The following is a 15,889-nucleotide window of genomic DNA, read 5'->3' as shown; positions in this document are numbered from 1 at the left end:
GAGCCGGGCTATCAACTGCGCACCGCGCCTTGCATACCACCCGCCAAGGCCGCTGCGCGACCCCTGGGAGGTCGTGAACAGGTTCTACGCCCGCAGACCTTCGTGCCGGGCACCCCCGGCTTTTCCCTCCTTCCTTTTTCCGCCCATACCATGCTGACTGCCACCGCCCCGTCCCTGCACACCGCCCCGCTGTCCGGCCCCCTGCTGGACGCCTACCTGGACGAAGCGGAGGCCTTGTTCGAGGCCCCCGATGACGAGGGTGAGGAGGATGGCGCCAACGGGCAGGCAGAGGGCGAGGAAAGCACCCACGCGCGGCGCATGCAGGCCCTGACCGACATGCTGGGCCTGCAGCCCCTGCTGCCCGGCTCGCTGGAGGTGCTGCACCGCGTGCACGACCTGTGGATGCGCGCCGGCCAGCCGGCCAAGGCCCTGCAGGCCATCGACAGCCATGCCGCGGCCATGCTGGATGCGCTGCCGGCCGCCGAACGCCACGATGCACAGGTGGACGCCGGCTTCGCGCGCACCCAGGCCTTGCGCGCCCTGCCCGAGCAGGTGGCGCTGCTGCACCAGGCGCTCGACGCCATGGCGCGCCTGCTGGCCCAGCCGCCGCTGGACCAGCAATCCGACCGGGCCTGGGAACACCTGTCGGGCCAGGCCGAGCGCAGCAAGGACTATGGTGTGTGGCGCCGCTGCGCCCAGGCCCGCTATGCGCTGCAGGTGGTGCAACCCGAGCGCCGGGCCTACCGCGCCTGGGACGAGGCGGTGCTGGCCACGCGCCTGGCCGAGGTGGCCGCCGCCGAGGGCGACGCGGCCCAGGCACAGCAGTTGGTGCAGCAGGCCATGGACCAGCTGCGCAATGCCGCACCGGAGCAGGACGTGGACCACGAGGACTGGCTGAAGCTGGGCGAGCAGTTCGTGGCCCTGCACCCCGCCAGCATCGACACCATCGTGCAGCAGATCCCGGCGCGCATGCCGGCCGACCTGTCCCGCCCGCTGCAACGCGACGTCTCCGTGCGCCGCGCCCGGCTGCAGGCCAGGGCGCTGCAGCGCCAGGGCCAGCTCGAAGCGGCGCTGGCCCTGGCCAAGCAGGGCCGTTTCGGCCTGACCAATGACCAGGAAGACGACTTCAGCATCTTCGTGCTCGACCTCTTGATCGAGGCCGGCCACATGGACGAGGCCGCGCAGCTGGCCTTCGAAAGCGCCAGCAGCAAGCGCCCCGGTTCGATGCGCCATGCCTGCACGGTCGCCCTCGCGCAAATGAAGGCCCACCTGGCCCGGGGCGCCACCGCCCACCCCTTCTGGCACCTGGCGCTGGCCAGTGCGGCCATGGACGACGCCAGCTGGGTGGAGTACCCACAAGACCCCGAGGCCTTCATCGACCACCACCTGGCCCAGGCGCGCCTGGCCCTGCCGGAGCACCCGGTGCTGGCCTGCCTGGACGGCCTGCGCCTGTTCGCCGAAGGGGCGCATGCGCGCGCCCTGCCGCTGCTGGAGACGGCGGTGCGCGAGCCTGCCATGGCCGCGCCCGACCTGCTGCAGGCGCTGTGGGTCAGCCGGGTCAAGGTGCATGGTGTCGCCAAGGCCCTGCAGCAGCCGTTTGCGGCCTCGCCCGCCGCCGGCTGGTGCTACAACATCGGCGTGTGGCTGGACTTCAACCTCCAGCAGGCCTGCGGCGCCAGCGGTGACGACGACTGGCCCGAGCAGGACATCGACACCCTCAAGGCGCGCTACTACGAGGCGGCGGTGGTGCATTTCGAGGCCTTCTTCGCCACCGGCGAAGGCTGGTTCCGCGATGGCGACGTGCATGTCTACTCCATGCTGTGCAACAACCTGGCCATCTACTACCGCTGGAACCTCAAGGAATACGACAAGGCCATTGCGCTGCACCACAAGGGCCTGGAGACCAGCCCCTTCGCCGAGCACCACAACGGCCTCGTGTCCTGCTACTCGGCCTCGGAGCGCAAGGCCGAGCTGATCGCCGCGGCCGACACCCTGTGGCACTACTCGCTGGACTACGGCTACAGCCGCCACGATCCCACGGGCTACTTCAAGACCGTGTGCCGCGCCCTGTACGAGCTGGACCGCGACAACGAAATCGACATCTGGCTGCAGCGCCTGGACGAATGGTGGAATGGCCTCACCCGCGATGACCAGGCCGAGAACGAAGACGACTACCTCGGCGCCCTGCTGGTCATGCTGCGCAACCTGGCATGGTCACAACCCGCCGATGCGCTGGCCCGGCTGGAACGCGTGATGCCACGCGTGCGGGCCAATGCACTGCCCGGCATCCGCCGCGTGGCCGGCAATGTGTACGAGAACACCAAGCACTTCGACCAGGCCATGGCGCTCTACCAGGAGTCGCTCAAGATGGTGCGCCCGAATGACGAGAGCGACGCCGAGCAGGCCGGCTATGCGCGCGACGACATTGCCAGCTGCAAGAAGGCCATGGGCGCCGGCAAGCCCTGGTGGAAATTCTGGTAATGGCCCTTGCCGCCGCTGCACGCGGCACCTACGGCGCGCGCGACGTGGTGAATGCCCCCGCGATCCGCAGCGCCATCGGCCGGCGCTCCAGCGCGCGCGGCGACCCCGAGGAGGTGCGCGCCTGGCTGCTCAACCACTTCTACCGGCATGTGGTGGGCAACCTGCAGGCGCCGGCACCGGTGCTGCAGGCCGTCACGCAGCGCGAGCAGGCGCAGGCCCTTCTCCAGCCGGCCCCCGTGCCGCCCTGGGCACTGGCCCGGCTGGGCGAGGCCCCCGCACGCCATGCAGCAGCGCCGGAAATCCCCCTGTGGTGGATCGACCCCGAGGCCGATGCGGTGCTGGCGCTGGAAGCCCGGCTGGTGGAATTTCTGCTGTCGCGCGAAGGCACCTCCTTGCAGGGCAAGCTGCAGCGCGTGACCGCGCCGCAGGCTCTGGATTTGTGGCAAGAAGAGCATGCCGCCTACGAGGCCAAGGCCGCGGCCGGCTGGCGCGAGCACCTGCCCGAGGCCGTGGCGCTGGCCTGGCAGGGCGAGCAGGGGCATTTCATCGAGTTCCGCCCCGACAGCGCGCACCTGCGTGCCGAAATGGCCTATGAAAGCCAGATGATGCGCCACTGCCTGGGCCAGTTCGCGAACCGGCGCAGCCTGGCTGGCGGCTACGGCGAGCACTATGCCAAGGCCTGCGAGGAAGGGCGCCTGCGCCTGTTTTCCTACCGCACGGCCAGCCAGGTGCCGCACATCACCATCAGCGCCCATGTGCGCGAGGACGGCCGCCTGGCCATCGACCAGATCAAGGGCAAGCAGAACCGCCCGCCCGTCGAGCGCTACCAGGGCGAGGTGCTGGCACTGCTCAACCAGTTGCCGACCTGCGAGGAGGCGCCCGCCGATGCGCTGCAGATGGGCATCGTGCGCACGGCGCAGGGCTGGTGCACCGTGCGCGACGTGGTGCAGGAGGAGGACCAGGTGCGCCTGGTCCAGGCCCGCCCCGCCCTGGTGCGCGAGCTGCCCGCGCCCTCACCGCTGGTGCAATGGCTGGTGGCGGCACGCGACCCGGCCTTGCTGCAGGGCCTGCCGCTGGCGGCTTCCGTGGCGACCGCACTGGACACGGGGGGCGGCACGCCATGATCGCCTGGCTGGTCTTCGCACTGGTGTTCTGCCTGCTGGCCTGGCTGGCCTGGCGGCTGCTGCTGTGGGTGCTGGGCCCCTTCCTGCGCTGGTACGGGCGCCCGCGCCTGCGGCGCCAGTATGTGCTGGACGCGCACTGGAGCTGGGCCCTGGCCCTCGCCGACCCCATGGCGTTCGGCCGCATCAAGGGCGGCTTTGCCGATGCACGCATGCCCCTGCTGACCGAGTCGCTGCAGCAGTCGCTGCGCCCGGCCCTGCTGCACCTGCTGGGCCTGCGCAGCGACATGGACGAAGCCCGGCTCCGGGCCACCCTGCCCGCACAACTGCGCGAACGCTGGTTCCGCATGGGCCTGGATGCCCTGCGCCCCGACGATGCCCCGCGCGATGCCATGGCCCTGGCCTGCGCCCGCGTGGCCTTCGCCACACGCACCGCGGCGCTGCTGGGCTGGCTGGACGAAGCCACGCAGTGGCAGATCCTGCACCACAACGCGCAGCGCGCGGCCGACTGCTTTCACAGCTGGGAGGACTTCGGTTGCGCCTATGCACGCGGCCGCCGCCAGTGGGTCGCCCACTCGCGCGCCGACAGCCTGGGCGTGGCCTTCACCGAGGAAGAGGTGGCGCAATGGCTCGCCAACCGCGACCACCCCTGGCACTGGCTGCCCTGGCCGCTGCCGCCACCGCCCATGAAAAAACCCTGAAGGCCGCAGCGCTGCCTTCAGGGTTTCTGGAAGAAACGGACGCCGGGGTCAGAACGGCATCTTGGGCATGCCGCCGCCCCCGAGGCCCTTCATGCCGCCCATCTTCTTCATCATCTTCATCAGGCCGCCGCCCTTCATCTTCTTCATCATTTCCTGCATCTGCTCGAATTCCTTGAGCAGGCGGTTGACCTCCTGGACCTGCACGCCCGCGCCGCCGGCGATGCGCTTCTTGCGCGTGGCCTTGATGAGTTCGGGCTTGCGGCGCTCCAGCGGGGTCATGCTCTGGATGATGCCTTCCTTGCGCTTGATGTCCTTCTCGGCCTTGTCCATGTCCACGGCGCCGGCCTTGGCGGTGAACTGGGCGGGCAGCTTGTCCATGAGGCTGGACAGCCCGCCCATCTGCTTCATCTGCTGCAGCTGGGAGAGGAAGTCGTTGAGGTCGAAGCCGTCGCCGCTCTTGACCTTGGCAGCCAGCTTCTGCGCGGCCTCGATGTCCACGCCGGCCGTGACCTGCTCCACCAGGGCCACGATGTCGCCCATGCCCAGGATGCGGCCCGCATGGCGCTCGGCGTCGAAGACCTCCAGGCCGTCGATCTTCTCGGAGACGCCGGCGAACTTGATCGGCGCGCCGGTGATCTGGCGCACGGACAGGGCCGCACCGCCGCGCGAATCGCCGTCGAGCTTGGTCAGCACGATGCCGGTGAGGGGCAGGGCCTCCTTGAAGGCTTTGGCCGTGTTGATGGCGTCCTGGCCCTGCATGGCATCGACCACGAACAGGGTTTCGACCGGGTTCAGCGCCGCGTGCAGGTCCTTGATTTCCTTCATCAGGGCTTCGTCGATGGCCAGGCGGCCGGCGGTATCGACCAGCAGCACATCGAAATAGTGCTTCTTCGCGTAGTCGAGCGCGGCATGGGCAATGTCCAGGGGCTTTTGCTCGGGCGTGCTCGGGAACCATTCGGCCCCGGCCTGCTTGGTCACGGTCTTGAGCTGCTCGATGGCGGCGGGGCGGTAGACGTCGCCCGAGACGGTGAGCACCTTCTTCTTGCGCTTTTCGATCAGGTGCTTGGCCAGCTTGGCCGTGGTGGTGGTCTTGCCCGCGCCCTGCAGGCCGGCCATCAGGATCACGGCGGGCGGCTGGGCGGCCAGGTTGATGTCGGAGATGCCCTCGCCCATGGTGGCGGCGAGCTCGCGGTTGACGATGGACACCAGGGTCTGGCCCGGCTTGAGCGAGCCCAGCACCTCCTGGCCCAGGGCCTTGTCCTTGACGCGGGCGATGAAATCCCGCACCACGGGCAGGGCCACGTCGGCTTCGAGCAGGGCCATGCGCACCTCGCGCAGCATGTCCTGCACGTTGGATTCGGTGATGCGGGCCTGGCCGCGCATCTCCTTGACGAGGCGCGTGAGTTTGTCGGTAAGGGCGGAGGCCATAGGAATTGTTCCGGTGTTGCGCGCGGGCAAGCCGCGTGCGCGCCAGGGCACTGGCGATAAGGCGAAAGGCTACTAAACTCTGAGCCATGATTTTACCCAGTGCGTCTCCCCTGGGCTGGCTGCTCGCGCTTGCCGCAGCGGCGGCCTATGCCATGCCCGCGGCTGCGGCTTCGCGCCTGGGGGCGGCAGGCATGCGCAACGCCCTGCTGGCGGCATGGTTGCTGCACGGCGCCACGCTGGTGCTGGGGCTGTGGAACGAGGCGCCGCGCTTCGGCTTTGCGCCGGCCCTGTCGATGACGGCCTGGCTGGTGCTCACGGTGTATGCGGTCGAGAAGCAGCTGTTTCCCCAGATGCAGGCACGCTGGGTGCTGGCGGTGCTGGGTGCGGTGGCCATCGTGCTGGCCCTGCTGTTCCCGGGCCAGCCGCTGCATGTCTCGGCCTCGGCCTGGCTGCCCTTGCACCTGGCACTGGGCATTGCCTGCTATGGCCTGTTCGGTGCGGCCGTGGTCCATGCCTGGCTCATGACGCGGGCCGAGCGCCACATCCGCCTGGCGGAGGACCCGCACAGCGGCATTCCGCTACTCACGCTGGAGCGCCTGACCTTCCGCTTCGTGACGGCCGGCTTCGTGCTGCTCACGGCCACGCTGCTGGCCGGCTGGCTGTTTGGCGATGCCCTCTACGGCCGCGCCTGGCGCTGGGACCACAAGGCGATCTTCTCGCTGATGGCCTGGATCACCTTTGCCACGCTGCTGCTGGGCCGGGCCCGCTTCGGCTGGCGCGGGCGCACCGCCGTGGGCGTGCTCTATGCCGGGGCCGGCCTGCTGCTGCTGGCCTATGTGGGCTCGCGCTTCGTGCTCGAGGTCATCCTGGGCCGCAGCGCATGAAGTACCTTGTTCTGCTGGTGGTGCTGGTGGTGGCCATCGGCATCTGGCGCAGCAACCGCGCCGCGCCCGGACAAGCCCGGCCCGGCAAGGCCCGCACGCCCGCGTTGCCCCAGGACATGGTGGCCTGCGAACACTGCGGCGTGCATGTGCCGCGTGCCGAGGCGCTGGTCCAGGGAGGCCACACCTACTGCAGCCTGGAGCACCAACGCCTTGGCAAGCCCTGAAGCGACCCTGGCGGACAGCCCGCCTGCCAGCAACCTGCTCGTGGCGGTGGAGGCGCCCTTTCTGCGCCTGTGGAAGGGTTTTCTGACCGCCCGGGTGATGGTCGCCATCGCCCTGGTGCTGCTGCAGACCCTGGGGCAGGCGGTCAACCAGACCCTGGACCCGGCCACGCTGGCGGTCACGGTGGCCTACCTGGTCGCCACCGTGCTGATGCGCATCCTGGCACGCCACCGGCCTCCCCCACCGGGCACGGGCATGCACTGGCTGCCGTCCATCGGCATCGACCTGGCGGTGGTCTGCTCGCTGCAGCTGCTGCACTCGGGCGCCCTGAACTACACCCCGCTGTTTGGCCTGCCGATCCTGATGGCCGCCGTGCTGGGCACGCTCACCCTGGCGCTGGGCACGACGGCGGGGGTGACGCTGATGCTGCTGGGGCTGGCCTGGCTGGGCGCACGCTCCGGGGTCGACGACCCGCAGCGCTACCTGCAAAGCGCGCTCACCGGCACGGGCTACTTCATCGTCTCCTACCTGGTGCACCAGCTCGCCACGCGCCTGGCGCGCGAGCAGGAAGTGGCGCAGCAAAGCCGCATGGCGGCGCGGGTGCAGACCCAGGTGAGCGCCCTGGTGATCCAGAACCTCGCGGACGGCGTGCTGGTGGTGGACGAGAACGACACGGTGCACAACGCCAACCCCGCCGCCCTGCAACTGCTGGGCCAGCCCCCTTTGCCGCCCCTGCCTTTTTCGCTGACGCACGCGGCGGCCTGGGATCCCCTGGTGAAGCTGGCACGCCGCACCTTCCGCCAAGAGCAGCCCCAGACCGCCGACGCCGACCTGCTGCACCCCGGTGAGAGCCCGACCGGGCTGCATGTGCGCACTTGGCTGACCTCCTCGCGCACCCTGGCGCGCGAGGCCGGCAGCGAGCGGCTGTGCGTGATGTTCCTGCACGACCTGCGCGAGATGCAGGCGCGCCTGCGCACCGAGAAGCTGGCGGCCATGGGCCGCATGTCGGCCGCCGTCGCGCACGAGATCCGCAACCCCCTGGCGGCCATCGTGCAGGCCAACGCGCTGCTGGAGGAAGACCTCACGGACCCCGGCCACAAGCGCCTGGCGCACATGGTGCAGCAGAACGCGGACCGCCTGGCGCGCATCGCCGAGGAGGTGCTGGACATCGCCCGCGTGCAGCACCAGATCAGCCATTCGCCGGCCTCCACGCTGCAGCTGGACCAGGCCGTGGCCCAGGTCTGGAGCGACTGGCAGGGCCAGGACCCGGCCGCACGGCGCGGCCTGGTGGCCCTGGGGGCGGGCGATGCGCATGTGGAGTTCGACCCCGAGCACCTGCGCCGCGTGCTCGTGAACCTGCTGGACAATGCCCTGCGCTACATGGGCCCCGAGCTCGATTCGCTGTGCATCACCACGCGCACCAGCATCACCGGCCAGATCAGCCTGCAGGTCTGGAGCGATGGCGCGCCCATGGACAAGTCCGTGGAGCGCCATCTCTTCGAGCCCTTCTTTTCGTCCGAGAGCCGCTCCAGCGGCCTGGGCCTGTACATCTGCCGCGAGCTGTGCCAGCGCCATGGGGCCTCCATCGGCTACCAGCGGGTCGTGCGCCTGACCCAGCGCGGCGACACCGGCGGCAATGCCTTTACAGTCGGCTTTCGGCGCACCACCCGCCCCGCCGAGCCCAGCTCCCTGTTCGACACCATCGTGGTCTGAAAGCCTCCTCCTCGCCCATGAACGCCCCTGCTGCCTCCATTCTTGTCGTGGACGACGAGCCCGATCTGCGCACGCTCTACGAACTCACGCTGCTGCGCGAAGGCTACCGCGTGGAGACGGCCGCCAGCGTGCAGGAGGCGCGCGAGCAGCTCAAGGCCCACCGCTTCGACGCCGTGATCACCGACATGCGCCTGCCCGATGGCTTTGGCATGGAGCTGCTGCAGGACCTGCGCGAGCAGCAGCGCAAGGAGCGCTGCGTGGTCATGACGGCCTATGGCTCGGCCGAGAACGCCGTGGAGGCGCTGCGCTCCGGCGCCTTCGACTACCTGACCAAGCCGGTGGACCTGAAGCAGTTCCGCTCGGTGGTGGCCTCGGCCATCCAGGGCACGGGCGGCGTGCCCGCGCCCCGCGCCTCGCGCACGCCGGGCGGCCGCGCGGGTGCGGCGGTCGATGCCCAGGCATCCTCATCGGCACTGGACCGGCTGGTCGGCGAGTCGGCCGCCATGCGCAATGTCAAGCAGCGCGTGGCCAAGGTGGCGCGCGGCATGGCACCGGTGCTGATCCACGGCGAGTCGGGCACCGGCAAGGAGCTGGTCGCCCAGGCCCTGCACGCCAGCAGCCAGCGCGCCGACGGCCCCTGGGTGGCGGTGAACTGCGGCGCCATTCCCGAGAACCTGCTCGAGGCCGAATTCTTCGGTGCCCGCAAGGGCTCCTACACCGGTGCCACGCAGGACCGTGATGGCTACTTCCAGGCGGCACGCGGCGGCACCCTGTTCCTCGACGAGATCGGCGACCTGCCGCTGGCCATGCAATCGAAGCTGCTGCGCGCCATCCAGGAGCGCAGCGTGCGCGCCCTGGGCTCCACGCAGGAGGAGACCGTGGACGTGCGCATCGTGAGCGCCACGCACCGCGACCTCGCGGCCGATGTGCAGTCCGGCCGCTTCCGCCAGGACCTGTACTACCGCCTCAATGTGATCGAGGTCGTGATTCCGCCCCTGCGCGAGCGGCGCGAAGACCTGCCTGCGCTGTGCCGGGCGCTGCTGGCGCGCATCGCGCAGGAATCGGGCATGCCCGTGCCGGCCCTCACCGAGCACGCCATCCAGGCGATTGCCGCCCACCCGCTCAGCGGCAATGTGCGCGAACTCGAAAACCTGCTGCACCGGGCCGTGGCCCTGAGCGAGGGGGACGAGCTGCACGTGGACGGCATGCCCCCGGCGGCGGGCCAGGCGGTCGCAGGCCATGCCACCGCCGACAGCCTGCAACCCATGCCGCTGGCCGACAGCGCCGGCTTCGCGCCCCCGGCGGTGCCGGATGCCCGGGATGCCGATGCAGCCCCGGCCCACGCCGCCGCCGCCGCCGCCAGCCTGGCCATGCCCGGTGCCGTCACGCCCCTGCCCAGCGACCTGCAGGCCTGGCTGGACCAGCAGGAGCGCGACATCCTGGTGCGCGCGCTGCGCGAGGCGGGCTTCAACCGCACGGCCACGGCCGCGCGGCTGGGCATCAGCCTGCGCCAGATCCGCTACCGCATCGCGCGCCTGAACATCGCCGTGCCCAACGACCAGGATGCGCATGACGACCTTGGCTGACGGGGCCGATGCCGGTGGCCTCGCCTGGGAGCAGGGCTGGCACCGCGCGGCCGTGCGCCACCCCTCGCCCAACTTCGGGCCGCGCCCGCCGGCGGCGCAGATCGACCTGGTCGTGGTGCACTCCATCAGCCTGCCCCCGGGTGAGTACGGGGGGCCAGCCGTGCGCCAGTTGTTCACCAACACCCTCGACTGGGATGCGCACCCCTATTACCAGGGCATCCGCGGCCTTGAAGTGTCGGCGCACTTCTTCATCGACCGCACGGGGCGTCTCTGGCAGTTCGTGGACTGCGACCAGCGCGCCTGGCATGCCGGGCCCTCGGCCTACCGGGGCCGGGTTCAGTGCAACGACGACTCCATCGGCATCGAACTCGAAGGCCTGGAGGGCGAGCGCTTCGAGCCCGCCCAGTACGCCACCCTGGCCTGGCTGTGCCGGGACATTGCGCTGCGCTATCCGATCGCCCACCTGGCGGGCCACGAGCACATTGCCCCGGGGCGCAAGCACGACCCGGGCGCGGGCTTCGACTGGCCTGGCGTGCAGCAGGCGCTGGGCTGGCCGATGGAGCGCTTTCCCGAAGCCACCCGCGCCGCACCCCGCGAGAACGGCCAGGGCGAAAAATAGCCAGAGAGACAGGCACGGCACTGCAGGCCGTCCCATGAGGGGGCCGCAACCGTGTTGCGCGCGGCACTGCGACGGCCTGTCAAGGCAAATATTTTTTGTGCAGATGCACATGCGGGCCGTGCCAGAGCGCATGCGGCCCGCCGCGCAAAACCCCGCCACATCGCGCGCCGCTGCGTGGTTTTCACCCCCATCTCCGTGGTGTGCCATGCGTTCGCGGCGGATCCGGATGCCCGTCCCATGCCCCGAGAAACACGCTGTTTCGGATTTTGGCAGTCCTGTCGGCGGTACACTACCGGTAGTGTCTTGAAGCCAATCGACACACCATATATAGTGTGCGCCAGACGAGAAGCTGGCGCATCGCTTCTCTCCCCGGCGGCACCGAAAACCGCCCGCACATCCCAGACAGCACCCAAAAAGAGGACATCCATGCAAGCTGCTTTGAACACGCCTTCGTCCACCACCCGCCCCGCATCCACGGATGCCTCCGAGGCGGCTTCTGCGCCCGAGGGTGCGAACCACACGTTCGCCCATTACCAGATCATCCGCCGCAATGGCGCCGTGGTCCCGTTCGAGCCGCAGAAGATCGCCGTGGCCATGATGAAGGCGTTTCTGGCAGTCCATGGCACCCAGGGTGCCGCATCGGCCAGCGTGCGCGAAGTCGTGGACACGCTGACCCAGAACGTGGCCCGCGCCCTGGCGCGCTCGCGCCCGGGCGGCGGCACCTTCCATATTGAAGACGTGCAGGACCAGGTCGAACTGGTGCTGATGCGTGGCGGCCACCACGAAGTCGCCCGCGCCTACGTGCTGTACCGCGAGAGCCGCACCCAGGAACGTGCGCGCCACACCGAGCAGGAAGCACAGGCCGCCCCCGCACCTGCGCTGCATGTGCTGGACGGCGACAAGCGCGTGGTGCTGGACGTGCAGCGCCTGCAGGGCCTGATCGAGTCGGCCTGCGTGAACCTGGGCGCCGACGTGTCGGCCCAGCCCATCGTGGCCGAGACCATGCGCAACCTGTACGACGGCGTCCCCATGGACGAGGTCTACAAGGCTTCCATCCTGGCCGCGCGCACGCTGATCGAAAAAGACCCCGACTACACCTACGCCACCGCACGCCTGCTGCTGCACACCATCGTGCGCGAAGTGCTGGGCCGCGAGGTCACCCAGGCCGAAATGGGCCAGAGCTATGTGGAGTACTTCCCGCAGTTCATCCAGAAGGGCGTGGACAACGAGCTGCTGGACGAGCGCCTGCTGAAGTTCGACCTGGCCCGCCTGGCCACCGCCCTCAAGCCCGAGCGCGACCTGCAGTTCGACTACCTGGGCCTGCAGACCCTGTACGACCGCTACTTCCTGCACGTGCGCAAGACGCGCATCGAGCTGCCCCAGTGCTTCTTCATGCGCGTGGCCATGGGCCTGTCGCTCAACGAGACCGACCGCGAAGCCCGCGCCATCGAGTTCTATGAAGTGCTCTCCAGCTTCGACTTCATGTCCAGCACGCCCACGCTGTTCAACAGCGGCACGCTGCGCTCGCAGCTGTCCTCGTGCTACCTGACCACGGTGCCCGACGACCTGGACGGCATCTACGAGTCGATCAAGGAAAACGCCCTGCTGTCCAAGTTTGCCGGCGGCCTGGGCAACGACTGGACGCGCGTGCGCGCCCTGGGCTCGCACATCAAGGGCACGAACGGCGAATCGCAGGGCGTGGTGCCCTTCCTCAAGGTGGTCAACGACACGGCCGTGGCCGTGAACCAGGGCGGCAAGCGCAAGGGCGCGGTCTGCACCTACCTGGAGACCTGGCACCTGGACATCGAGGAGTTCCTGGAACTGCGCAAGAACACCGGCGACGACCGCCGCCGCACGCACGACATGAACACGGCCAACTGGATCCCCGACCTGTTCATGCGCCGCGTGATGGAAAAGGGCACCTGGACCCTGTTCTCCCCCTCCAGCGTGCCCGACCTGCACGACCTGTTCGGCGCCGACTTCGAGAAGGCCTACGTGGCCTACGAGGAAAAGGCCGCGCGCGGCGAGATCAAGCCCGCCAAGACGGTGCAGGCCACCGACATGTGGCGCAAGATGCTGACCATGCTGTTCGAGACCGGCCATCCCTGGATCACCTTCAAGGATGCCTGCAACGTGCGCTCGCCCCAGCAGCACGCTGGCGTGGTGCACTCGTCCAACCTGTGCACAGAAATCACGCTGAACACCAGCGACACCGAGACCGCCGTGTGCAACCTGGGCTCCGTGAACCTGCTGCAGCACCTGAAGAACGGCCAGCTCGACCACGACAAGCTCAAGAAGACCATCACCGTGGCCATGCGCATGCTGGACAACGTGATCGACATCAACTACTACGCCGTGACCAAGGCGCGCGACTCCAACCTGCGCCACCGCCCCGTGGGCCTGGGCCTGATGGCCTTCCAGGACAGCCTGTACGAGCTGCGCATCCCCTACGCCTCGCAGGAGGCCGTGGAGTTCGCCGACAAGTCGATGGAAGCCATCTGCTACTACGCCTACTGGGCCTCGACCGAGCTGGCCAAGGAACGCGGCCAGTACACGAGCTACAAGGGCTCGCTGTGGGACCAGGGCATCCTGCCCCTGGACACGCTGGACATGCTGGCCAAGGCCCGCGGCGGCTACGTGGAAGTGGACCGCTCGGCCACGCTGGACTGGGACGCCCTGCGCAAGAAGATCGCCCAGGACGGCATGCGCAACTCCAACTGCGTTGCCATCGCCCCCACGGCCACCATCTCCAACATCATCGGCGTGGATGCATCGATCGAGCCTTCGTTCGGCAACCTGTCGGTCAAGTCCAACCTCTCGGGTGAGTTCACCGTGATCAACGGCGGCCTGGTGCGCGACCTCAAGCGCCTGGGCCTGTGGGACGACGTGATGATCATGGACCTCAAGCACTTCAAGGGCTCGCTGCACCCCATCGACCGCGTGCCGCAGGACATCAAGGCGCTGTACTCCACGGCCTTCGAAGTCGCGCCGCAGTGGCTGGTGGAAGCCGCATCGCGCCGCCAGAAGTGGATCGACCAGGCACAGAGCCTGAACATCTACATGGCCGGTGCCTCGGGCAAGAAGCTCGACGACACCTACAAGCTGGCCTGGCTGCGTGGCCTCAAGACCACCTACTACCTGCGCACGCAAAGCGCCACGCACGTGGAGATGAGCACCGTGAACACGCGCCAGCTCAACTCGGTGTCGTCCGACAGTGATGGCAGCAGCGCCGCACAGGCCGCGCCCGCAGCCGCTGCGCCCGCCAAGCCCAGCCCGATGGAACTGGCCGCAGCCGCCGCTGCGGCGCAGGCCGCGGCACTGCCTGCGACCGACATCAAGTTCTGCGCGATCGACGATCCGACCTGCGAGGCCTGCCAGTAAGGCCCATGGAGCAGCGCGCATGAGGACCCATGTGCGCTGCTTCGGTGCTGTGAAGCAACAAAACGTTGCTGCGCAACGCTGCAGTGCTTTCCTTTTTGCAGCACTGCTTTCATAATCCGAACACTGGAAAATCTATGTTGTCCTGGGACGAAGAAGTCAAGCCCTCATCGCAAAATCAACTGGACGGTGGACTGAGCAAAAGCCACCCGGCTGAACAGTCGCCTCTGTCTTTCCAGACCCCATCCCTGCAAGCCGTGCACGCGTCGATGACCGCATCCGCAGCACCCCAGGCCACGGCCGCACAAGCCCCCACGCACCGCCGCGTGAACGCCGCCGACAAGCGCATCATCAACGGCCAGACCGACGTCAACCAGCTGGTGCCGTTCAAGTACAAGTGGGCCTGGGAAAAGTACCTCGCCACCTGCGCCAACCACTGGATGCCGCAAGAGGTGAACATGACGCGCGACATCGCGTTGTGGAAGGACCCCAACGGCCTGACCGATGACGAGCGCCGCATCATCAAGCGCAACCTCGGCTTCTTCGTGACCGCCGACTCGCTGGCCGCCAACAACATCGTGCTGGGCACCTACCGCCACATCACCGCGCCCGAGTGCCGCCAGTTCCTGCTGCGCCAGGCCTTCGAGGAAGCGATCCACACGCACGCCTACCAGTACATCGTGGAGTCGCTCGGCCTGGACGAAGGCGAGATCTTCAGCGCCTACCTGGAAGTGCCCTCCATCCGTGACAAGGACGAGTTCCTGATCCCCTTCATCGAAGCGATCATGGACCCCAACTTCCACACCGGCACCTTCGAGACCGACCAGACGCTGCTCAAGTCGCTGATCGTCTTCGCCTGCCTGATGGAAGGCCTGTTCTTCTACGTGGGCTTCACGCAGATCCTGGCGCTGGGCCGCCAGAACAAGATGACCGGTGCCGCAGAGCAGTACCAGTACATCCTGCGCGACGAGTCCATGCACTGCAATTTCGGCATCGACCTGATCAACCAGCTCAAGCTCGAGAACCCGCACCTGTGGACGGCGGAGTTCAAGGCCGAGATCAAGGGCCTGTTCATGAAGGCCGTGGAACTCGAGTACCGCTATGCCGAAGACACCATGCCGCGTGGCGTGCTGGGCATGAACGCATCGATGTTCAAGGGCTACCTGCGCTACATCGCGAACCGCCGCGCCACCCAGATCGGCCTGGAGACGCTGTTCCCCAACGAAGAAAATCCATTCCCCTGGATGAGCGAGATGATCGACCTGAAGAAGGAACGCAACTTCTTCGAGACGCGTGTCATCGAGTACCAGTCAGGTGGCGCCTTGTCCTGGGACTGACCTCGCAGGTGCACGCACGCCATGGATCCCCACACCACACCCCGCATGGACAACACCGCAGTGTGTTGCCATGCGGGGTGTTCCCGTGTTCATGGAGATGGGTCAAGTCCCATCTCCATGGATCGCTTCATGTCCACTGTAGACACGAAGTGCTCTTTGCAAATTGACTCAAGGAGAACATGATGGCAACTGCGAAAAAACCCGCTGCGAAGAAGGCAGCTCCCGCGAAGAAGGCCGCTCCTGCCAAGAAGGCAGCAGCACCAGCCAAGAAGGCCGCTCCCGCCAAGAAGGCAGCAGCACCCGCCAAGAAGGCCGCTCCCGCCAAGAAGGCAGCAGCACCAGCCAAGAAGGCCGCTCCCGCCAAGAAGGCAGCAGCACCAGCCAAGAAGGCCGCTCCCGCCAAGAAGGCAGCAGCACCG

At 68.2% G+C, this 15,889-nt stretch carries 11 protein-coding genes and 1 pseudogene; 11 read left to right on the top strand and 1 reads right to left on the bottom strand.

The genetic code is table 11. The features are described 5' to 3' along the window. The first annotated feature begins 150 nt into the window (after nt 1–150). From AC3WOH_RS28525 to AC3WOH_RS28515, 3 genes are read left to right on the top strand one after another with little or no spacing between them, the layout of a single operon-like run. The gene (locus AC3WOH_RS28525) at nt 151–2,481 is read left to right on the top strand and encodes a hypothetical protein (RefSeq protein ID WP_492232679.1); all 2,331 of its coding nucleotides are present in this window, start codon (nt 151–153) and stop codon (nt 2,479–2,481) included. Next, nucleotides 2,481–3,605 carry a hypothetical protein gene (locus AC3WOH_RS28520; protein ID WP_492232678.1) on the top strand — a complete coding sequence of 375 codons (1,125 nt, stop codon included), beginning with the start codon at nt 2,481–2,483 and terminating at the stop codon, nt 3,603–3,605. Before AC3WOH_RS28525 ends, AC3WOH_RS28520 begins: the two co-directional genes overlap by 1 nt. Beyond that, on the top strand, nt 3,602–4,303 hold the full coding sequence (locus AC3WOH_RS28515) for a DUF1266 domain-containing protein (protein ID WP_492232677.1): 702 nt from the start codon (nt 3,602–3,604) through the stop codon (nt 4,301–4,303). Before AC3WOH_RS28520 ends, AC3WOH_RS28515 begins: the two co-directional genes overlap by 4 nt. A 48-nt stretch (nt 4,304–4,351) precedes the next feature. Here the strand turns inward: AC3WOH_RS28515 and ffh are convergent, their stop codons facing one another. Continuing rightward, nucleotides 4,352–5,731 (bottom strand): signal recognition particle protein, encoded by a 1,380-nt coding sequence (ffh, locus tag AC3WOH_RS28510; RefSeq protein WP_492232676.1) that lies wholly within the window; start codon nt 5,729–5,731, stop codon nt 4,352–4,354. Nucleotides 5,732–5,817: 86 nt separating this feature from the next. On the opposite strand from ffh, the gene AC3WOH_RS28505 reads away from it, so the two are divergent. The 8 genes and pseudogenes from AC3WOH_RS28505 to AC3WOH_RS28470 form a co-directional block, all read left to right on the top strand. Further along, a complete protein-coding gene (locus AC3WOH_RS28505) occupies nt 5,818–6,615 on the top strand; it encodes a cytochrome C assembly family protein (RefSeq protein WP_492232675.1) in 798 nt (265 codons plus the stop codon). Next, on the top strand, nt 6,612–6,839 hold the full coding sequence (locus AC3WOH_RS28500; RefSeq protein ID WP_492232674.1) for a PP0621 family protein: 228 nt from the start codon (nt 6,612–6,614) through the stop codon (nt 6,837–6,839). The genes AC3WOH_RS28505 and AC3WOH_RS28500 overlap by 4 nt, the downstream gene beginning before the upstream one ends. 7 nt (nt 6,840–6,846) lie before the next feature. After that, nucleotides 6,847–8,550: a sensor histidine kinase gene (locus AC3WOH_RS28495; protein WP_492232681.1), complete on the top strand. Its 1,704-nt coding sequence runs from the start codon at nt 6,847–6,849 to the stop codon at nt 8,548–8,550. 17 nt (nt 8,551–8,567) lie between these two features. Then, nucleotides 8,568–10,136, top strand: a complete 1,569-nt coding sequence (locus AC3WOH_RS28490; protein ID WP_492232673.1) for a sigma-54-dependent transcriptional regulator — start codon at nt 8,568–8,570, stop codon at nt 10,134–10,136. Beyond that, nucleotides 10,120–10,755 carry a 1,6-anhydro-N-acetylmuramyl-L-alanine amidase AmpD gene (ampD, locus tag AC3WOH_RS28485; RefSeq protein ID WP_492232672.1) on the top strand — a complete coding sequence of 212 codons (636 nt, stop codon included), beginning with the start codon at nt 10,120–10,122 and terminating at the stop codon, nt 10,753–10,755. Before AC3WOH_RS28490 ends, ampD begins: the two co-directional genes overlap by 17 nt. 426 nt (nt 10,756–11,181) lie before the next feature. Further along, on the top strand, nt 11,182–14,136 hold the full coding sequence (locus tag AC3WOH_RS28480; protein WP_492232671.1) for a ribonucleoside-diphosphate reductase subunit alpha: 2,955 nt from the start codon (nt 11,182–11,184) through the stop codon (nt 14,134–14,136). A 134-nt stretch (nt 14,137–14,270) separates the two neighbouring features. After that, complete coding sequence (locus AC3WOH_RS28475) at nt 14,271–15,470, top strand: ribonucleotide-diphosphate reductase subunit beta (RefSeq protein WP_492232670.1); 1,200 nt, start codon at nt 14,271–14,273, stop codon at nt 15,468–15,470. 185 nt (nt 15,471–15,655) lie between these two features. Then, nucleotides 15,656–15,889, top strand: a pseudogene (locus AC3WOH_RS28470) (hypothetical protein); the annotation flags it as partial.

The sequence above is a fragment of the Acidovorax sp. FW305-C-20-28 genome, assembly GCF_058783375.1.
This window is presented reverse-complemented; position numbering and strand designations above follow the sequence as displayed.